This window comes from Candidatus Pantoea floridensis (assembly GCF_900215435.1).
GTDB lineage: Bacteria > Pseudomonadota > Gammaproteobacteria > Enterobacterales > Enterobacteriaceae > Pantoea > Pantoea floridensis.
In genome coordinates this window covers 4,216,693-4,236,645 of the sequence record NZ_OCMY01000001.1, presented here as the reverse complement: position 1 = coordinate 4,236,645, position 19,953 = coordinate 4,216,693, and the positions used below count along the sequence as shown (strand labels likewise).

20 protein-coding genes are annotated in these 19,953 nt (G+C 53.3%); 11 read left to right on the top strand and 9 right to left on the bottom strand.

Annotated features, from left to right (window positions below; genetic code table 11):
- Positions 1–8: 8 nt before the first annotated feature.
- Positions 9–1,430 carry a M20 family metallopeptidase gene (locus tag CRO19_RS19810; protein WP_097097386.1) on the top strand — a complete coding sequence of 474 codons (1,422 nt, stop codon included), beginning with the start codon at positions 9–11 and terminating at the stop codon, positions 1,428–1,430.
- Positions 1,427–2,701 (top strand): MFS transporter, encoded by a 1,275-nt coding sequence (locus CRO19_RS19805; protein ID WP_097097385.1) that lies wholly within the window; start codon positions 1,427–1,429, stop codon positions 2,699–2,701. Before CRO19_RS19810 ends, CRO19_RS19805 begins: the two co-directional genes overlap by 4 nt.
- Positions 2,702–2,739: 38 nt before the next feature.
- Here the strand turns inward: CRO19_RS19805 and aldA are convergent, their stop codons facing one another.
- The 3 genes from aldA to CRO19_RS19795 form a co-directional block, all read right to left on the bottom strand.
- Positions 2,740–4,176: an aldehyde dehydrogenase gene (gene aldA, locus CRO19_RS19800; protein ID WP_097097384.1), complete on the bottom strand. Its 1,437-nt coding sequence runs from the start codon at positions 4,174–4,176 to the stop codon at positions 2,740–2,742.
- Between the two features lie 202 nt (positions 4,177–4,378).
- The gene (locus CRO19_RS25905) at positions 4,379–4,477 is read right to left on the bottom strand and encodes a YoaK family small membrane protein (RefSeq protein WP_141400252.1); all 99 of its coding nucleotides are present in this window, start codon (positions 4,475–4,477) and stop codon (positions 4,379–4,381) included.
- A 14-nt stretch (positions 4,478–4,491) separates the two neighbouring features.
- Positions 4,492–4,815 (bottom strand): hypothetical protein, encoded by a 324-nt coding sequence (locus CRO19_RS19795; protein ID WP_097097383.1) that lies wholly within the window; start codon positions 4,813–4,815, stop codon positions 4,492–4,494.
- 366 nt (positions 4,816–5,181) lie between these two features.
- Here CRO19_RS19795 and rhaT point away from each other — a divergent pair, with 366 nt between their 5' ends.
- Entirely contained in the window at positions 5,182–6,216 is a 1,035-nt protein-coding gene (gene rhaT, locus CRO19_RS19790) for an L-rhamnose/proton symporter RhaT (protein WP_097097382.1), read from the top strand.
- 28 nt (positions 6,217–6,244) lie between these two features.
- Here rhaT and rhaR read toward each other — a convergent pair whose 3' ends face one another.
- Positions 6,245–7,111, bottom strand: coding sequence for an HTH-type transcriptional activator RhaR (rhaR, locus tag CRO19_RS19785; RefSeq protein WP_097097381.1), 867 nt, complete (start codon positions 7,109–7,111; stop codon positions 6,245–6,247).
- Between the two features lie 15 nt (positions 7,112–7,126).
- Positions 7,127–7,948, bottom strand: coding sequence for an HTH-type transcriptional activator RhaS (gene rhaS, locus CRO19_RS19780; RefSeq protein ID WP_097097380.1), 822 nt, complete (start codon positions 7,946–7,948; stop codon positions 7,127–7,129).
- A gap of 290 nt (positions 7,949–8,238) precedes the next feature.
- Here rhaS and rhaB point away from each other — a divergent pair, with 290 nt between their 5' ends.
- Genes rhaB through rhaM form a run of 4 tightly spaced genes read left to right on the top strand, consistent with a single transcriptional unit; the run spans position 8,239 to position 12,117 of the window.
- Positions 8,239–9,711 (top strand): rhamnulokinase, encoded by a 1,473-nt coding sequence (gene rhaB, locus CRO19_RS19775; RefSeq protein WP_097097379.1) that lies wholly within the window; start codon positions 8,239–8,241, stop codon positions 9,709–9,711.
- Positions 9,704–10,960, top strand: coding sequence for an L-rhamnose isomerase (locus tag CRO19_RS19770; RefSeq protein ID WP_097097378.1), 1,257 nt, complete (start codon positions 9,704–9,706; stop codon positions 10,958–10,960). Before rhaB ends, CRO19_RS19770 begins: the two co-directional genes overlap by 8 nt.
- Before the next feature lie 10 nt (positions 10,961–10,970).
- Positions 10,971–11,813, top strand: a complete 843-nt coding sequence (gene rhaD, locus CRO19_RS19765; RefSeq protein WP_097097377.1) for a rhamnulose-1-phosphate aldolase — start codon at positions 10,971–10,973, stop codon at positions 11,811–11,813.
- Positions 11,803–12,117 carry an L-rhamnose mutarotase gene (rhaM, locus tag CRO19_RS19760; protein WP_097097376.1) on the top strand — a complete coding sequence of 105 codons (315 nt, stop codon included), beginning with the start codon at positions 11,803–11,805 and terminating at the stop codon, positions 12,115–12,117. Before rhaD ends, rhaM begins: the two co-directional genes overlap by 11 nt.
- A 57-nt stretch (positions 12,118–12,174) precedes the next feature.
- Here the strand turns inward: rhaM and CRO19_RS19755 are convergent, their stop codons facing one another.
- The gene (locus tag CRO19_RS19755; protein WP_097097375.1) at positions 12,175–12,822 is read right to left on the bottom strand and encodes a TetR/AcrR family transcriptional regulator; all 648 of its coding nucleotides are present in this window, start codon (positions 12,820–12,822) and stop codon (positions 12,175–12,177) included.
- Positions 12,823–13,118: 296 nt separating this feature from the next.
- Here CRO19_RS19755 and bhsA point away from each other — a divergent pair, with 296 nt between their 5' ends.
- On the top strand, positions 13,119–13,376 hold the full coding sequence (gene bhsA / locus CRO19_RS19750) for a multiple stress resistance protein BhsA (protein ID WP_097097374.1): 258 nt from the start codon (positions 13,119–13,121) through the stop codon (positions 13,374–13,376).
- Positions 13,377–13,460: 84 nt separating this feature from the next.
- Here bhsA and CRO19_RS19745 read toward each other — a convergent pair whose 3' ends face one another.
- The 3 genes from CRO19_RS19745 to ynfM all read right to left on the bottom strand — a co-directional run bounded on the left by CRO19_RS19745 (position 13,461) and on the right by ynfM (position 16,706).
- Positions 13,461–14,645, bottom strand: coding sequence for a sugar transporter (locus CRO19_RS19745; protein WP_097097373.1), 1,185 nt, complete (start codon positions 14,643–14,645; stop codon positions 13,461–13,463).
- Positions 14,646–15,024: 379 nt separating this feature from the next.
- Positions 15,025–15,282 carry a hypothetical protein gene (locus CRO19_RS19740; protein ID WP_097097372.1) on the bottom strand — a complete coding sequence of 86 codons (258 nt, stop codon included), beginning with the start codon at positions 15,280–15,282 and terminating at the stop codon, positions 15,025–15,027.
- A gap of 167 nt (positions 15,283–15,449) precedes the next feature.
- A complete protein-coding gene (gene ynfM / locus CRO19_RS19735; RefSeq protein WP_097097371.1) occupies positions 15,450–16,706 on the bottom strand; it encodes a multidrug efflux MFS transporter YnfM/SxtP(Kp) in 1,257 nt (418 codons plus the stop codon).
- A gap of 94 nt (positions 16,707–16,800) precedes the next feature.
- On the opposite strand from ynfM, the gene CRO19_RS19730 reads away from it, so the two are divergent.
- From CRO19_RS19730 to bioD, 3 genes are all read left to right on the top strand, one after another.
- A complete protein-coding gene (locus CRO19_RS19730) occupies positions 16,801–17,697 on the top strand; it encodes a LysR family transcriptional regulator (protein WP_097097370.1) in 897 nt (298 codons plus the stop codon).
- Positions 17,698–17,832: 135 nt separating this feature from the next.
- Positions 17,833–19,050, top strand: coding sequence for a sugar metabolism global transcriptional regulator Mlc (gene mlc, locus CRO19_RS19725; RefSeq protein WP_097097369.1), 1,218 nt, complete (start codon positions 17,833–17,835; stop codon positions 19,048–19,050).
- A 102-nt stretch (positions 19,051–19,152) separates the two neighbouring features.
- Positions 19,153–19,857 (top strand): dethiobiotin synthase, encoded by a 705-nt coding sequence (bioD, locus tag CRO19_RS19720; protein ID WP_097097368.1) that lies wholly within the window; start codon positions 19,153–19,155, stop codon positions 19,855–19,857.
- Positions 19,858–19,953: the final 96 nt, after the last annotated feature.

Here is a 19,953-nt window from a genome sequence, read left to right as displayed (position 1 = left end):
GAGCAAACATGACGGCACAACACGCGGTGCAACGAGCCAGCGCCTATTTTGATAGCGGGGAATTCCAACGTATTTTGGCGCGTCGTGTCGCCCAGCGTACAGAGAGCCAGCGACAAGATCGTGATAGCGAATTACAGCGTTACCTGCAGGATGAAATCGGCCCACAGCTGATTGCGCTCGGCTTCACCTTGCATTTTATCGACAATCCGGAAGCCGCCCATCGACCGTTCCTCGTGGCGGTGCGCATGGAGGATCCCGCTTTACCAACGCTGCTCAGCTACGGTCATGGCGATGTGGTGTTTGGCGATGATGAAAACTGGCGTGAAGGTTTATCACCGTGGCAGCTGGTGGAAGAGGGCGATCGTTGGTATGCCCGGGGTAGCGCAGATAATAAAGGCCAGCACTGCGTCAATCTGGCCGCGCTTGAGCAGGTTTCCCAGGCGCGCGGCGGCAAACTGGGCTTCAACTGCAAAATACTGTTTGAGATGGGCGAGGAGATCAGCTCGCCAGGCCTGGCGCAGCTGTGCCATCAGCACAGTGAATTGCTGCAAGCCGATCTGTTTATCGCTTCCGACGGTCCGCGTCTCAATGCGATTCGCCCAACGCTTTTTCTGGGTTCACGCGGTGCCGTTAACTTTCGTTTGACGGTTAACGCGCGTGATAACGCCTATCACTCTGGTAACTGGGGCGGCTTACTGACCAACCCCGGCACGCAGCTGGCTAATGCGATTGCTTCGCTGGTCAACGCGCAGGGCGTATTGCAGGTTGATGCGTTGAAACCCAACTCACTCACGCCGCAGGTGCGCGAGATTCTGGCGGATATCGAGGTCGGCGGCATGCCGGGCGATCCCGCTATTGATGCCAACTGGGGCGAGCCAGGGCTTTCGCCTACTGAGCGGCTGTATGGCTGGAACACGCTGGAAGTGTTGTCATTTCTGACGGGCAATCCGGCGCAGCCGATGAACGCGATTCCAGGCAACGCAACCGCAGTATGCCAGCTGCGCTTTGTGGTTGGCACCGATTGGGAGCACCTTGCGCAGCATATTAGCGCCCATCTGCAACGACACGGTTTTGGCTACGTGGACGTTGAGTTCCTGCGCGGATCGCCCGCGACACGTCTCGATCCCACCGATCCGCTGGTCAATTGGGTGCTGACCAGCATGGCGGAAACGTGCGGCAAGAAACCGGCGCTGCTGCCCAATCTCGGCGGTTCGCTGCCGAATGAGGTGTTCTCCGATATTCTCGGCTTGCCAACGCTTTGGGTGCCGCACTCCTATCCGGCCTGCGGCCAGCATGGCGTGAACGAGCACATGTTGAAATCAATTGCCCGCGAAGGTTTGCAGATCATGACGCGCCTGCTGTGGGATCTGGGTGAGCGGGGAACCGAACTGGTGGCGCAGCATCGTGCGCACGTGGGAGGTGGGCGATGAGCAGCGTGAATACTACCTTGTCATTGGGTACCACCAAACCTAATCTGCATAAAACCCTGTTTGCTACCTGTATTGGCAACGCGCTGGAGTGGTTCGACATCGCCGTCTACGGCTTTTTCGCCAGCTACATCGCGCATGCTTTCTTCCCCACCAGCGATCCCTCGGTTTCAATGCTGCTGACGTTTGGCAGCTTTGGCGTATCGTTCCTGATTCGTCCCTTGGGTGCCATTGTGCTGGGCAACTACGCCGATCGCCACGGACGCAAAAAAGCGTTGCTGCTGTCGATTAATCTGATGATGCTCGGTGGCGCGGTGATTACCTTTATGCCGAGCTACAGCAGCATTGGTGTGATAGCGCCATTGCTGATTTTGCTGGCGCGCCTGGTGCAGGGATTTTCAGCCGGTGGCGAATTTGGTAGCTCGACGGCCTTTCTGGTGGAGCATTTTCCGGAGCGCAAAGCTTTTATTGCCAGCTGGCAGTTCGCCACTCAGGGTGCCAGTACCTTGATGGCGTCAGCATTTGGGCTGGGATTGACGCAGGCTCTCACAGAAAGCCAGATTCAGGAGTGGGGCTGGCGAATCCCCTTTGCCTTTGGTCTGCTGATTGGTCCGCTGGGGATTTATATACGCCGTCACGTCCATGAACCCGCAAGCTTCGCCGAACACAAACCGGAAGCCGCGCCGCTGAAACGCCTGTTGGGTCGACAAAAAGAGCTCATGCTGTTGGCGATCGGCCTGATGGTGATTTCGACTGCCGTCAATTACATGCTCAACTACGTGCCAACCTATGCCACTAAAAATCTGCACTTGTCGGGGAGCGTCGCGTTCACTGCCACGCTGTTGGCGGGGGTGATTTTAACGGTAGTGACACCGATTATGGGCCTGTGGGCGGAGCGCGTAGGACGTGTGCCGCTGATGTGGGGTTCACTGATTCTGCTGATCGTCACCATCTATCCGGCGTTTAAGCTGGTCGTGGAGCACGCCACGCCAACCACGCTGATTCTGCTGGTGTGCTGGATGGCGCTGCTGAAGTCGATTTACTTCTCAACGGTGCCTTCAGTGATGGCGGATCTCTTCCCGATCGGCACGCGCGCCAGCGGCATGGCCATTAGCTATAACGTGGCGGTAACGGTGTTTGGTGGTTTTGCGCCGCTAATCTGTACCTTACTGATTAGTGCGACCGGCACCAGTCTGGCGCCGGGCTATTATCTGATGGCGATGTCACTATTAAGCGGTCTGGCCTTGCTGCGCAGCCAGAAGCGCGTCTCGTAATGATTTTCCGGTGCGCAGCAATGCGCACCGGGTTTTCCTCATGAGAACTGCAAATAGGCGACGTGCGTCTGTAGAAACTCTTCTAACCCGTGACGTCCATCGGCGCCCCCAATCCCCGACTTGCGCCAGCCCGCGTGGAAACCTTGCATCGCTTCAAAATTCTCGCGGTTGATGTAGGTCTCTCCAAACTTCAGCTTACGCAGTGCCACCATTGCGGTATTCAGATTTTGCGTATAAATCGATGAGGTAAGGCCGTATGCGCAATCGTTGGCCAGCGTGACGGCTTCATCAAGCGTTTTAAAGCTCATCACTGGCAGCACCGGTCCGAAGATTTCCTCTTGCATGATTTCCATATCCTGACGCACGCCAGTAATAATGGTGGGTTCAAAATAGAAGCCTTTATTGCCGGCACGTTTGCCGCCCAGAACCACTTTGCCGCCATCAGCGACCGCTTTTGCAACTTTGTGTTCAACGCGCTCCAGCGCGGCGGACGTAATCAGTGGGCCCATATCAATGTCGTTTTGCTCAGCTGGATTACCGAACTTCACCTGCTGCATCGCGCAAGTTAGTGCGCTGATAAAGCGGTCGTAAATGCCCTCCTGCACGTAAACACGCTCAGCACAGTTACACACCTGCCCGGTGTTGATTACGCGCGAACTGACAATGGCTTTAACCGCTAAATCCAAATCGGCATCATTCATCACGATTGCTGGTGCTTTTCCGCCCAGCTCCAGCGACACTTTGGTGACATTTTTCGCCGCTGCTTCCATGGTTGCGATGCCGGCGTTGACGCTGCCGGTCAGGCTCACCAGGCCCACCTTCGGGTTGCCTGCTAGCTCCTGGCCAATTTCCGGGCCATAGCCGTAAACAAAGTTGATCACGCCTTTTGGCAGGCCAACCTGATGAATAATCTGCGCGAAAATTGCCGCATTGTTCGGCGTCAGTTCACTGGGTTTGATCACGATAGTGTTGCCGGTCACCAGCGCAGGCGCCGCTTTACGCGCAATCAGGAAGAAAGGGAAGTTCCACGGCAGGATGCCAGTGGTGACGCCGATGGCTTTTTTGAAAACAAAGATGTTTTCATTGGGACGATCGCTGTTAATGATCTCGCCGTCATAGCGGCGCGCCCATTCAGCCATGTACTCAAGATAATCGGCGGTGAATAGCACTTCGGTTTGCGCCAGGCCTTGCGTTTTGCCACCCTCAGCAACGATAGTCGCGGTCAGTTCCGGCTCGCGCTGGCGAATAGCTGCCGCAATTTTGCGCAGCCAGTTTCCGCGCTCCACGGCGGGCAGGGCTTCCCAATCAGGTTGCGCCGCTTCGGCGGCGTGAATCGCCTGCGCGGCATCTTGCCTACGCCCTTCGGGTATGCGCGAAAGCAATACTTCTGTCGCCGGATTAATAACTTCTATCCATTTATCATTCTGGTCGGCAACAAATGCGCCATTAATATAATGTTGGTGATGTGTTGTCATATGCAGGCTCCCCGCGATCGTTTTCGTTAAAATTCTGTGAAATAAAGAGTGAAACAGATCAGGGTGTCGCACCTTTTCGTCATTGCCAGGACGAAGGGTGGGATGGCAAAGAAGGGAAGAAGAGCGTGACGGACGCAGCATTCCTGGCGAAATGCCGCGTTTTCAGGTGGTTAGTTGCGCCTGGGCAAATGTTAAATTGTTATCAGGAACCCGGTACAGCTGCACCACTTACAATAAACCACGCTAGAAAACTAACGCCGGCAATAATGATGGCAATGGGGAAAAGCAGTCCGATTTTCATAATAATCCCGTGAGTTATGCGAGTTGAACGATCGCGCGATGGGTTTTCATCATACTGAACAGCTGGAATTGCGTTGCGTCATCAACCTGACGCAGATGTTCACCTTTTTGATAATGAATACTGTGGACGTGTCCCAGCTGGCGCCACACCACAATCACCGACGCCAGCAGGGCGCAGTTCTCTTCGCTCTGCAGGCAATCAATCGTGGCGTAATGTGCCTCATCCAGTCCATTAATAAAGACGTTGAGCGCCTGCGCTGGCACGACAGCGCGGATGTCATCGAGCATCACGCGACTCACCGATTGCGACAGCAGCAGCCTCAATCTTTTGGTATTCATCTCAATCCTTCGTCCTGATGATTTTCCCAACGTTATACGGATTATTTGTCAGCGGGGAAAGCCTGGCGCACGGCTTTGTGTGACTGCCATGTTAAAGGACGCTTTGGCAGTGAAGTAAATACTGTGCTGATCGACACAACAAAAAATAAAAATATGCTGAATAATAAGCTACTTATCAAAATCATCCGCTGCCCTGCCTGCAAATGCGATTTTGTGATCCTTATGTTGATGACCCCCCGAATTTTGCCAGTCACCTGCGCTTTCCGGCAGCCATTCAAAGGCTGAGCGAAAGCGGCTCACCGTAGACTGCCGGTAATCGGGAGACCGCCGGTTTCCTGTTGGCCTCAACCTTACGAAGGAATAACAATGAACAGTGCCATCATTGCAGGTATTTTCTGGCATCTGGTGGGTGCCGCCAGTGCCGCCTGTTTTTATGCTCCATTTAAGCAGGTGAAAAAGTGGTCTTGGGAAACGATGTGGTCGGTCGGGGGTATTATGTCATGGCTGATTCTGCCTTGGGCGGTCAGCGCCGTCTTGCTTCCTCACTTCTGGAGTTACTATGGCAGTTTCAGTTTTTCACAGCTGATGCCGGTCTTTCTGTTTGGTGCCATGTGGGGCATAGGCAATATCAATTACGGTTTGACCATGCGCTATCTGGGGATGTCGATGGGCATCGGTATCGCCATCGGTATCACCTTAGTGGTAGGAACCCTGATGACACCGCTGCTGCAAGGGCGTTTTGTCGAGTTGTTCAGCTCGGCAGGTGGACGAATGACACTGCTCGGCGTGTTTGTTGCGCTGATCGGTGTAGGAATCGTGTCACGTGCTGGTCTGTTGAAGGAGCGTGCGCTGGGTATCAATGCCGAAGAGTTCAACCTGAAAAAAGGACTGGTGCTGGCGGTCATGTGCGGCATCTTCTCTGCGGGCATGTCGTTTGCGATGGATGCCGCGAAGCCGATGCATGAAGCCGCTGCCAATTTAGGTATCAATCCCCTCTATGTGGCATTGCCGAGCTACGTGGTAATCATGGGCGGTGGTGCGTTGGTGAATTTGGCTTACTGCTTCATCCGCCTGGCGGTAAAAAGCGATTTGTCTGTGCGTCGTGATTTCTCGGTCGCTAAGCCCATGCTGCTTGCGAATATTGCCTTTGCCGTGCTGGGCGGCACCATGTGGTATCTGCAATTCTTTTTCTACGCATGGGGCCACGCCAAAATCCCAGCGCAGTATGACTTCGTCAGCTGGATGCTGCATATGAGTCTTTACGTGCTGTGCGGCGGCTTGGTCGGATTGGTGCTGAAAGAGTGGAAATCGGTGGGGCAACGTCCAGTACGCGTCCTTTCTCTGGGTTGTGTGGTGATTATCATTGCCGCCAACATTGTGGGTTTAGGCATGGCGGCCTGATGAATAGCCTGATGCGCCAAATGGCGTGTCAGGCTTTGGCCTTTTCTGATAAGAGTTCTCGCTGCGGCAGGAAGCGCTGCCGCCAGGCACTCGGCGTTAATCCCGTTTCACGCGTAAACACCACCGAAAAGTAGTTGCTGTCATCAAAGCCACACCGCGCCGCCACTTCACTGATTAATCCCTCTTGCGTCCGTAACAGATATTTCGCCTGACAAAGCTGGAGCTGTCGTAAATAGTGCCCAACGGTCATCCCCGTTTGCTGACGAAAAAGCTGTTTTAATGCGCGTTCACTTAACTGATTCTGTTGACAAAAAAGGGATAAATCGAAGGGGCGACTGATGGCACCTTGCAGCGCCGACATCAGGAGATCAAGCTGTTCGCCTTCCGGCAGTGCCCAGGGGCGATCGGCTGCATAACCGTGCCGCCGCAAAATGAGCGCCAGCTGTAAAAACAGGGCTTCAGAGAGCTGTATCGAAAGTGAATCACTTTTACGGCTTTCGCGTTCTAGCTGACTAATTACGCCGCGAGCCAATGCCATACCGCGCGTGGTTAAGCGCCAGCAACCGGGAGAATTCTCTTCCTGTGGAGGCAGCAGCTGACTCCAGTCGAGGCCAAGGCGAAAGCGATCGCGACAGTAAAGTATATTGTCGAGCGCCAGATCGTTGACGCTGTCATAGCTGTGGCAATCATTGTCATGGATGTAAAACACATCGCCGCAGGTCACTAACCATGGACGATCGTTTAATACATGCAGGCCGTTGCCGCGCCAGACAATGACAATTTCACTGAACTCATGGCGATGTGGCGGAAAGGAGGGCTGCGGCATGTGCTCGGCCACGGCAATCGGCAGATTGGTGGCCGGGAAATAGTCTTCGCGCGTTAAGAGCAACGGCATGAGAAAACACTCCGGTTATAGCATCTGCTGGCGCTCCGCTCGGGGCGCGCAGCCAAATTCTCGCCGGAACAGCGTGGAGAAGTGGTTACTGTCACCAAACCCACACTGATAGGCGATGTCGGTAATGCGCATATCGCTATGACGCAGTAAATGCCGCGCCTGTAACAGGCGAAGCCGATTAAGGTAACGCTGTGGCGTATTGCCGGTTTGCTGCTTCATCTGACGGTGCAGGGTACGCAGCGACAACGAAAAACGATCGGCCAACGCATCCCACACAATATCTTCACTGTAGTGTTCATTGAGCCAGTCAAGCAACCGGTGCAAGCGTGCTTCCTGGTCCTGAGAGTGATCGTTGTGAGCCGCTTCGCGCAGCAGCACCAGCAGTTGCAGAAAGAGCTGTTCCTGGTGTGCGTGGCGTTCCAGCGACCAGCCACCCTGTTGCTTCATCTGCGTCACAATGTGCAACGCTTGCGCCATGACTTTGTGATTAATGCGCCAATGCGAAGCGTAGTTATCCTCTTCCTCACGAGGCAGCAACGCCTGCAACCCGGAAAGAAATCGAAAAGAGGCCGGGCTACGGTAAAGCACATTGGTCAGGCACAAATTTTCGGTTTGCTCATACAGGTGGCGGTCGTGATCGCGAATAAAGCATACGCAGCCGGCAGATAACGCCTGCGGCTGACCGTTAAACACATGAATACCTGAACCTTGCTCCACCAGCACAATTTCATGGAAATCATGATGATGTTCAGGAAACGCCTGCTGTGGCACGCGCGGCTCAATGGCGATGGCGTAATCCCCGGCTGGGAAGAAATCTGCGCTATGTAGAACAGTCATGGTTCGCCTCTCATTTGACTCAACTGCAGCCGAGTCTACGCAGGCGCCCCGCAGCTTACCTTGAATTTTGAACTGTGTGACGCAGGAAAATGGCTAATTTTTCAAGATCTCATCGGCGAATGACGGAAATGCGGCAAGGCTCACAACTCTCTACTTATCGGGTTATGTGAGCTTTCTCACGAACTTCTTTGTCCGTCTGCCAGCAGATATTACGGCCTGGCAGTAAGGGGAAGGTGGCCAAAAGCAGAGGTTTCTAATCTGTAGTCATCTCATTACAGGAAGAACACGCCATGAGTATGCGTAACATTGTTGCCATTGATTTAGGCGCATCCAGCGGGCGCGTGATGCTCGCACAATGGAGTTCAGCGAAGCAGCACATTAGCCTGCGCGAAGTCCGCCGCTTTACCAATCAGCGCGTACGCCGTGCCGGCTATGATTGTTGGGATCTGGACCGACTGGAGCAGGAGATACGTCTCGGACTCGCCCAGCTAGACGACGAAGGCATCGTGCCAGACAGCATCGGCATTGATACCTGGGGCGTCGATCTGGTGCTGCTGGATGCCAACGGCGAGCGTGTCGGAGAGGCGGTTAGCTATCGTGACAAGCGCACGGAAGGGCAAATGGCGCAGGCCATTAACGACCTTGGCAAAGAAGCCATCTATCAACGTACGGGCATTCAGTTTCTCCCCATCAATACGCTCTATCAACTGCGTGCGCTGCATCAACAGCAGCCCGATTGGCAGGCACGAGTGCGCCATGCCTTAATGATTCCGGACTACCTGCATTATCGCCTTACCGGCCAGATGAACTGGGAATATACCAACGCCACAACGACGCAATTGCTCAATATCCAGAGCGGTGAGTGGGACCACGATTTACTGGCGTGGGCGGGTGTCCCTGCTGAGTGGTTTGGTAAACCGACGGCGCCGGGAAATACCGTGGGATACTGGACCAGCGCCAGTGGCAACCATATTCCCGTGATTGCTGTCGCCACTCACGACACCGCCAGTGCGGTTCTGGCGACACCATTGATGCAGGATGATGCTGCCTACCTCAGTTCAGGCACCTGGTCACTGATAGGCATTGAGAGTTTGCAGCCTTGTGTCAGCAGCGCTGCGCTTAACGCCAACGTGACTAACGAAGGCGGAGCAGAAGGCTATCGTGTGTTGAAAAACATCATGGGCCTGTGGCTGCTGCAACGGGTGTGCACGGAACTGCACATTACCGATCTCTGCTCACTGATCGATGATGCTGCACAAGAACCGCTGTGCCACGCCCTGATCAATCCCAACCACAGCCGCTTTATCAACCCTATCAGCATGGTCCAGGAGATTCAAAACGCCTGCGCCGAGCAGAATATGCCGGTGCCGCAAACGCCTGCCGCGCTAGCGCGCACCATTTTTGACAGCCTGGCACTGTTATATCGCCAGTCAATCGGAGAACTCGACCAGCTCCGCGCCACGCCGCTGCGGCAGCTGCATGTGGTGGGCGGTGGCAGCCAAAACCCGCTCCTGAACCAACTGTGTGCCGATGCTTGTCAGTTACCGGTATTGGCCGGCCCTATTGAAGCCTCAACGCTCGGCAACGTCGGTTGCCAGTTAATTGCGCTGGGGGAATTACGTGACGTTAACGATTTACGCCGCTGCATCAGCCAAAACTTCCCGTTGAAAACATTTGAACCGCTAAAAAACAGTGCCTTTGCTGCCCATCAGGCACGCTTTGCGGCGCTGAGCCAACCTGCTAAGGAACTTGCATATGACTAAGCTGATTGAACAAGCCTATGAACTGGCTAAACAACGCTATGCCGCGATGGGCATAGATGTGGAACAGGTGATGGCGCAACTGGATGGCATTCCTGTCTCAATGCACTGCTGGCAGGGCGATGATGTACGCGGTTTTGAAAATCCGAACGGCGAGTTAACCGGCGGCATTCAGGCGACGGGCAACTATCCCGGCCGCGCCCGCAATGCTGACGAGCTGCGCGCTGATGTAGAAAAGGCGATGTCGCTTATTCCCGGCGCCAAACGCCTCAATCTGCACGCGATTTATCTGGAGAGCGATAAGCCGGTTGATCGTGATGCAATTGAGCCACAACATTTCAGCAACTGGGTGGAATGGGCTAAAACGCATAAGTTTGGTCTCGACTTCAATCCTAGCTGCTTCTCGCATCCGCTGAGCGCTGATGGTTTCACTCTGTCGCACGCAGATAAAGGTATTCGCCAGTTCTGGATCGATCACTGCAAAGCCAGCCGCCGCATTTCTGCCCACTTTGGCGAGCAGCTAGGTACGCCTTCGGTCATGAATATTTGGGTACCGGACGGAATGAAAGATCTCACCGTCGATCGATTAGCGCCACGTCAACGACTGGCCAGCGCGCTTGATGAAGTTATCAGTGAAAAACTCAACCCAGCGCATCATATCGATGCCGTAGAGAGCAAACTATTTGGCATTGGGGCAGAGAGCTACACCGTGGGCTCCAATGAGTTCTGCCTCGGGTATGCCAGCAGCCGCCAAACCGCATTAACGCTCGATGCCGGGCACTTCCATCCTACCGAAGTGATTTCGGACAAAATATCCACCGCCATGCTTTACGTGCCGCGTCTGCTGCTGCATGTGAGCCGCCCAGTGCGTTGGGACAGCGATCACGTGGTCATTCTCGACGATGAAACGCAAGCCATCGCCACTGAAATTGCCCGCCACAAGCTGTTCGACAAAGTGCATATCGGCCTCGACTTCTTCGATGCTTCGATCAACCGCATCGCGGCATGGGTGATTGGGACGCGCAATGCCAAAAAAGCGCTGTTACGTGCGCTGCTTGAGCCAACCGATCAGTTACGTAAGCTGGAATTAGAAGGGGATTACACCGGCCGTCTGGCCATGCTGGAAGAACAGAAATCCTTGCCGTGGCAAGCGGTATGGGAAGCATGGTGCCTGCGCCACGATGTTCCGGCTGACGCCAGCTGGCTGAGCGAAGTCCGTCATTATGAACAACAAACACTGCGTCAACGTTAAGGGACACATCATGCAAAATATTCTCTCTTCCGCTTTTGTTCAGGGAATGGTTAAAGCGACCAGCGACATGTGGTTGAAGGGCTGGGATGAGCGTAACGGCGGTAACGTTACCCTGCGCTTGTTACCTGAGGAAGTTAAAGCTTACGCCAGTGATTTTTATACGGAGCCGCGCTGCATTGAGTTGACGCAACCCGCACCGGCCCTGGCCAATGACTGGTTTCTGGTAACCGGTTCGGGCAAATTTTTCCGCAATGTCCAGATCGATCCGGCCGATTGCCTCGCGCTGTTGCAGGTGGATGACAAAGGGTTGTCATACAAAATCCATTGGGGATTGAGTCATGGTGGCTTGCCAACGTCAGAATTAGCTGCGCACTTTCAGTCGCACAGCGTGCGCAAGCAGATCTCCAACGGCGTCGACCGCGTCATCATGCATTGTCACGCCACCAACTTCATGGCGCTGAGCTATGTGGTGGATCTGGACTCAGCGCGCTTTACGCGCTTGCTATGGGAAGGCAGCACTGAATGTCTGGTAGTGTTCCCCGATGGCGTTGGCATTCTGCCGTGGATGGTGCCTGGCACCGATGGCATTGGGCAAGCGACAGCGGATGCGATGGCAAACCACAGCATTGTGATGTGGCCGTTCCACGGCATTTTTGGTGCTGGCCCCAATCTTGATGAGACGTTTGGCTTAATCGATACCGCCGAAAAATCATCAGAAGTGGTGGTAAAAGCGCTGTCGATGGGCGGCATTCGTCAAAGTATAACCACCGAGCAGTTGATTGCATTGGGTGAGCGTTTCAACGTCAAGCCATGGCAAGCAGCTTTACAGGCGGAGCGCAGTGATGTTGCGTAAGGCGTTTGTGATGCAGGTTCATGCACACTGCCACGATGAGTATTTGCGTCGCCATTCGCCTATATGGCCAGAGCTGGCCGAAACGCTGAAAGCCCATGGTGCACACAATTATGCTATTTGGTTAGACGAAGAGCGCAATCTACTCTTTGCAAGTGTGGAGGTTGAGTCTGAAGCGCGTTGGGATGCTGTGGCAAAAACGGATGTGTGTCAGCGCTGGTGGGCATCGATGAAGGAGTTAATGCCAGCAAATCCTGATAACAGCCCGCTGAGTGCGGCTCTCAAACCGATGTTTTTCTTGCCGTAGAATCGCGCGTTAAAAGAAGTTAAGCAGGCCAGCATTCATGTTGGCCTGCATTTTTATCTAGCTCAGCTCACAATAACCTGCCAACGCAGGCCAAATTGCCATCTGCGTATCGACGATCTGGTCAAGATCGGCGCGATTGGCACCTTCGCGAGCCCGTACCGACATTCCCTGCAGCAAGCAGGCGAGATAACTGGCTAATGTGCTGCTGTTAGCGCACTGCGGCAGTTCATTACGTTGCTGCCGCTTATCGAGAAACGCTTTTAACGCAGACTCTTGCGCATGATGCTGCTGCGCAAGCATCTGTGCCACCTCTTCTGAGCCAGACGATAACGCGCTGGACGTACAGATAAAAAAGCAGCCTGCGGGTTTATCGCACTCGGTAAAGCAAGCCGCGGTGGCGCGAAAATACGCTTCAATTGCGGTTTTCACATCCAGCGCATCATCATTCAATACCGCATTACGCTGTGCACTGAATGTTTCGACGTAGCGCTGCATTGCCGCACGAAACAAACCCTCTTTGTTTTCAAACTCGGCATAGAGCGTAGGTGCTTTAGCGCCGGTTGCGTTAACCAAATCTGACAGCGAAGTGCCTTCGTAACCATGGGCCCAGAACAGCATCAATGCTTTATCTAGCGCATCGTTACGATCAAAGACTTTTGGTCGACCGCGAGTTTTACGTTTTACCGCTGCGGTAATGTCTGTCATTGGGCACCTCATTGCATAAAAACACCCAATTAAATTACCGATCATTAAATAAATATGCAAGTCGACTTCATGCTACCTGGTTCAGGCTTTGCCCGTTTGTGCTTTCGCTGGCTAAAAGCACCCGAATGGATAAGTCAAAAAAGCGCTGAAAGCCCATAATCACGCCACTCCCGATTAAAATAATGACCGTTAATAAAATGATTGACGAGCATGCCCATTCGGCGTTAGCATTTAATTAACGGTTGTTAAGTTAATCGCATCCGACCCCAATTCATCTGTGTATAAGAGAGAAAATTATGAAAAGCATTAAACTGACCCTGGCCGCTGTGGCACTGTCCTCCATCGCGTTTGGTAGCATGGCTGCCGATCTGGTGAACGAAGCGCCAATGAATCAACAACAGATTGGCGTGATTAGCGCTTCAGGTAGCACTAACCTGACCTCGCTGGAGAACCAGCTATCGGAGAAGGCCAATGCTGCGGGAGCAAAGTCTTTCCGCATAACTTCGACCTCTGGCAACAACAAGCTAAATGGCACAGCAGTCATTTATAACTAAGAGAATTGTGCAGCGTGCCCCGAAGCATGCTGTGAGAAATGAAAAAAAGGCTTCAGCAGCGTGTGTCTGCTGAAGCCTTTTTTATTATCCGTTGGAACGTAACTGAGGATAGCGACGGAAGATAGCGATACACCAGAACAGGGCGGCAAGCCCAATAATGCCACCAACGTTACCCACATCTGACATTTTCATATGCAGGCTAACCTGGTTGCCCAGCAGCGCGCCTGCACCAATGCCGATATTGTAAATCCCTGAGAACAGCGACATTGCGACATCAGTTGCATCCGGTGCCAGTGCCAACACGCGCACCTGCATGGCCAATCCGATCATCATCATTGCCATGCCCCAGGCGATGCATAGCACGGTGATTGCGGCGGGACGCGCGGCGGCAAAGACCAATAGCCCCATGCTCAACGTGATGATAGCAATGGCCGCGATCAGCATCGCTGAGGGAAATTTATTACCTAGCGTGCTGAACAACACGCTGCCGATAATGCCAGCCGATCCAAACAGCAGCAAAAGCAGGGTGGTGAAGTTTTCATCGGCATTGGCCACAACCTGCATAAACGGTTCGATATAGCTGTAAGCGGTGTAATGCGCCGTCACCACCACCGTTACCAGAATGTACATGGCGACCAACGCAGGACGACGGAATAACATCGGTACGCTGCTCAGCGAACCGGTGTGTTCACTAGGCAGGCGAGGAAGTACGCGCATCAGCAGGATGAGCAATACCAAAGCCGACAATCCAATCATACCGAAAGTTGTACGCCAGCCGAGGTATTGACCCACGATGCGGCCAATGGGCACACCCAATACCATCGCCAGCGCCGTCCCGGTAGCCAGCATACTTAATGCCTGTGTTTTCTTACCGGCAGGCGCCACACGAATTGCCAGCGAAGCGGTAATTGACCAGAACACCGCATGCGCCAGCGCAATGCCGATACGGGAGATAACCAGAGAAGTGAAATCCCACGCCACAGAAGAGAGCACGTGGCTGGCAATAAACAGAATAAATAGCACCGACAGGAGTAAGCGGCGTTCAATGTTACGCGTCAGCAACATCAACGGCAGCGACAATAGTGCCACCACCCATGCATAGATGGTGAGCATGATGCCAACGTCGGCGGTCTTCATGGCATAACTGGCGGCGATATCCGACAGCAGACCAACCGGAACGAATTCCGTGGTGTTAAAGACAAAAGCAGCGATAGCCAGCAGCACGACGCGCAGCCAGGCTGTCTTACGGGAGACGGTTGTAGATTGCATGGAGTTCAAATCAGTCAGGCGGCGAATGTCAGGGCCAAATTGCACCCCATAAAGGTGACCTTTGTCACAAAATTGCGGCTATTGTGGAGCATTAATGCGCCGAGGGAAACCGTTTGTCGGGCTTTTATCGCTGAATATTTTTTATCACCTCAGGCGTGGTTAATAGCCTGAGGTTATTATTGTTTTCTGCTCGATAAATAAACAGCGCGAAAGAGTGAAGTAAAATGCTAAGACGAGTTCGGGGCGATCTGGACCTTGGGCGCATTCCTTACACTAAGGTCCAGTCAATATTAAGCTGAAATTTATAATTATTATGAAATCCCTTAGTTTCGCTTAACAAAATGGTTTAACCGCTTAAACCATTGTCAGACCAGTATTATCAGAGTCTCACCATGTGTTTTAGTGCCACACTATTCTGGGTTGTCAGGTTTTTTTTTACACCGACCGGACAACAGTGCTCGCAGCCCATCGCGCTGGTATAAAACTTACGCGCCTGTTGGATGGCGGCGTTCGGCGTATAAAAAGTACCTAGAAAACGGCGTGCATTATCGGAAGGAAGGAACGGGCAGCCCGTTGCATGTACCACATGATTGTCGTTATAGCCGGCATGCTTATCGACGTAATAATAGAGTTCCATCTAACGTCCTCATTGCTGTGAAATAATAAAAGTCTAACTATTGTTGGAATGGAATTATTATAGCGATGAATCGCCATTTTGTTTTATCTGGAACTGTCAGAACGGCGGATGGCGTAACGTGATAAAAGAAGCGGGGCGCACAGGCCCCGAGAGAAAGGTGAAAAGTATTACAGTTTTCGGCACTGTAAGCGCCATCCGACCAACAAAGCCATTAATAATAAAAGCGTAATGAAGACGGTGACGCCTATCCAACCATAGCTATGCCAGAACACGCCACCTAGCGTTCCTGCCACACTTGAGCCCACATAGTAGCTGAATAGATAAAGTGAAGAGGCCTGGCCTTTAGCGCGGCGCGCGCGTGGACCAATCCAGCCGCTTGCAACCGAGTGAGCGGCAAAGAATCCAGCGGTGAACAACATCATGCCAGGTAAAATTGCCCACAGTGAGTCAAAGGCGGTAAGCAACAGTCCCGCGAGCATGATCGCCGTGGCGCTAATCATCACTGGACCACGCCCAAAGCGGCTGGTCATGGCCCCGGCCTTCGGCGAGCTCCAGGAGCCGGTAAGATAAACAATTGAAAGCAAACCCACCACCGCCTGGCTTAGCGACCACGGTGCGTTCAGAAGGCGATAACCGATGTAGTTAAACAGCGTCACGAATGCGCCCATCAGCAGAAAGCCTTCCGCAAACAGCAACGGCAGTCCTTTATCGCGCCAGTGCAGGCGGAAGTTGATGAACAAACTGCGCGGTCGCAGCGATGCCGGACGGAAATGGCGCGATGCTGGCAAAATTTTCCAAAACATCAGCGCACCGGCAAGCGCAAAGCAGCCGATTACGCCAACAGCAATGCGCCATGAGAAAAAGTCAGTGAGAACGCCGGTAAGCAATCGTCCACTCATACCGCCAATCGAGTTGCCGCTAATATACAGTCCCATCGAAAAGGCGATAACCCGCGGATGAATCTCTTCGCTCAGATACGTCATGCCCACAGCCGCGACGCCGCTAAGCGATAAACCTATCAACGCGCGCATCAGCAAAATCCCCTGCCAACTGCTCATGGTGGCTGATATCAACGTGCAAATGGCCGCGAGCAATAGTGCCGTTACCATTACCGATTTGCGTCCAATTGCGTCCGATAACGGGCCGGTAAACAGCAATCCCAACGCCATTAACCCGGTCGAAAGTGAGAGCGAAATGCTGCTCTCTGCGGGCGACACGCCAAATTGCTGTGATAGCACTGGGAGGATGGGCTGTACGCAATATAACAAAGCAAAAGTGGCAAGGCCGGCGGAAAACAGCGCAAGGGTCACGCGCATAAACTGCGGCGATCCGCGCTCAATCCATTCTGAAGGGGGTACAGCGGGTGCAGGCTCTACAGACAACTCGTCTTCATCAAGTATCCCCGCCTGGGAAGAGCGACTCACGGAACATCCTCGGTTGGTGATTAATGACGTTACTGTAGGAAAGCGCTAATAGGTTGTACAATATATTAATAATCTCAAATAAGACGTTTAAAATATGAATGTTGAGTTGCGCCATTTACGCTATTTCATCGCCGTGGCGGAAGAGTTGCATTTTGGCCGTGCAGCGCAGCGCCTGAATATTTCGCAACCGCCGCTCAGTCAGCAGATTCAGCATCTGGAACAGGAAATTAACGCTCAACTTTTTACGCGTACCAATCGTAGCGTGCAGCTCACGCCCGCAGGGCGCCTTTTTCTCCAGGATGCGCGCGCTATTATGCTGCATGTTGAGCAGGCAACGGGCCGTGCGGCGCGAGTACATAGCGGCCAGGAGGGTGAGTTACGCATCGGTTTTACGTCGTCCGCTCCGTTCACCGGTCTGGTATCCGATGCGCTTTATCAGTTCCGGCAGCGCTGGCCGGAGGTGCACATTCAGATGCAGGAGAACAATACGCGCCAGCAGCTTGCGCCTCTGCATGAAGCGCGGCTCGATCTCGGCGTTATGCGCAATACGCCGCTACCCAACGACCTGCAACATCGGGTGTTACTGCGTGAACCGCTCTGTGCCGTGGTGCACTGGGCACATCCGCTGGCTGATGCGGAATCTATTTCCATCCAGCTATTAGCAAACGAGCCATTTGTGTTTTTTGATCCGCAAGGGGGGACGGCGCTGTACGGAGAAATTCTGGCGCTGCTGCATCGTTATCAAATCCAACCCTTTATTACCCAGGAAGTCGGTGAAGCAATGACTATTCTTGGCCTGGTGGCAACCGGTCTTGGTGTCTCGATCTTACCGGCGTCTTTCCGTCGAGCGCGTCTGGCGGATGTGGTATGGATTCCCTTGCAGGAGAGCGATGCTATTTCTGAGGTTTGGCTGGTCTGGTCGGCGACGCGTGAACCCACCGCGCAGATGGCAAATATGATGACCCTGATGCTCAAAAATGCCGAGAATTGAACCAGCTGCTGTCGCGACATACTCTCTTTATGTGCGATAAATCACATTTCTAATCAAATATTTGACGCTGCCGGTCAATCTGCATCACCATAGCTGCTGTTTATTTAGAAGCGCGAAAATAATGGGAGCAGGGGCGTGAATCTGTACAGTCAACCTGGCCATATTGACCAGATAAAACAGACCAACGCAGGTGTGGTTTACCGACTGATTGACCTTTACGGCCCGATTTCGCGTATTGAGCTGTCTAAACGTGCCCAGTTAGCACCCGCCAGTATTACCAAAATCGTACGTGAAATGCTTGATGCCCACCTGGTGCAGGAAACGGAGTTTCAGGATCCGGGCAGTCGCGGGCGTCCGGCGATTGGTCTGATCCTCGATACCCTTGCCTGGCACTTTCTCGCTATTCGCATCCAACCCGGACAGATTACGCTAACGCTGCGCGATCTCAGCACGCGAGCAATCCAGGAAGATCGCTTACCGCTGCTCGCCACGCCTGAAAAGCCTTTGCTACAAACCTTGCAAGACATCGTCAATGATTTCTTCATTCGACATCAAAGTAAGCTGGAGCGGCTAACCGCTATCGCCATTACGCTACCGGGGTTAATCAACGCCGCTTCGGGCGTGGTGCATCGCATGCCAGGATATGATGTGGAGGAGATGCCTCTGGGAGAAACCCTGGCTCAGCGCACCGGGCTACCGGTGTTTGTGCAGCATGATATTTCCGCATGGACGCTCGCAGAAGCGCTATTTGGCGCATCGGGCGGCGCGCAAAACGTGATTCAGATAGTGATTGATGAAACGGTTGGCGCGGGCGTCATTAGCGGCGGACAGTTGTTGCATAAGAATGGCCGCACCTTAGTGGAAATTGGACATACGCAAATCGATCCCTACGGCCAACAGTGCTATTGCGGGAATAATGGTTGCCTGGAAACGGTGGCCAGCACCGGAAGTCTGCTGAACCTGACGGCGCAGCGTTTGCCGTCGCAGCCAGAAAGTTTGTTGCATGATGCACCTTTGACCATCGCAAGCCTGTGCTCGGCAGCCCAGCAGGGCGATCGTCTGGCGCGCGATGTCATTGCCGGAGTGGGTCATCATATAGGCCGCATGCTAGCAATGATGGTCAACATCTTTAATCCTCAACAAATACTTATCGGTTCTCCGCTCAACCAGGCTTCTGACGTTCTGTTTCCGGCGGTGAGTAGTACCATTCGTCAGCAGGCATTGCCCGCGTACAGCCGTGAAATCCAGCTCACGCCAACGGCTTTCAACGATCCTGGCACTTTTGGCGGCGCGGCGCTGATCAAAGACGCGCTCTATAGCGGCTCTTTATTGGTAAAACTGTTGCAGGGATAATTAAAGCTCACCTTAAGTTTGCGCTAACGCAATCTGCTTCTCGCCACATTTCCTTAAACTGCCTCCTTCGCACGTTACACATCGCTTTAATGAAGGAGGAGAGTGGTGAAAACACTTTTTGTCACCGGTACCGACACCGCGGTGGGTAAAACCGTCGTATCACGCGCGTTATTACAGTGTTTCGCAAAAGCCGATTTATGCGCAGCAGGTTACAAACCTGTCGCCAAAAGCGCGCAGGTCACACCTGAGGGGCTACGTAATAAAGATGCGCTTTTATTACAGCAGTCTTCCGCTCTCACTCTGCCTTATAGCGCGGTGAATCCTATTACGTTGATTGAGGATGAGATCAGCACCAGCTCTTCGCAACGTATTGATTATTCACTGTTGAGTCGCGGGCTTCATGATTTACAAGCGCGCGCAGCCTGCGTTGTGGTTGAGGGCACGGGTGGTTGGCGCAGTTTAATGAACGATCTCCAACCGTTATCTAACTGGGTACAGCAGGAGCAATTACCCGTGCTGTTGGTGGTAGGGATTAAAGAAGGCTGTATCAGTCATGCATTACTCACCGCTGATGCCATTGCGCTTGATGGATTGAAATTAGTGGGCTGGGTTGCTAATCGTATTAATCCAGGTTTGGCCCACTATGCTGAAATTATTGATGTGCTGCGGGAAAAACTGCACGCCCCTTTGTTAGGGGAATTGCCTTATTTGCCGCGCGCAGAACAGCGCGAACTCAGCCGCTATCTGGATGTAAATCTATTGAATGAAGCGGTTGCGCGCAATGACAGTGCCAAACCGGCAGCCTGATGAAAGTGAATGCAGTGATGAGTTGTGATCTGGTGCGTCTCGCTGTCGTCACTCTACGCTGATTCATGCCCCGCGCGGTAAAGGCGCGGGGCACTT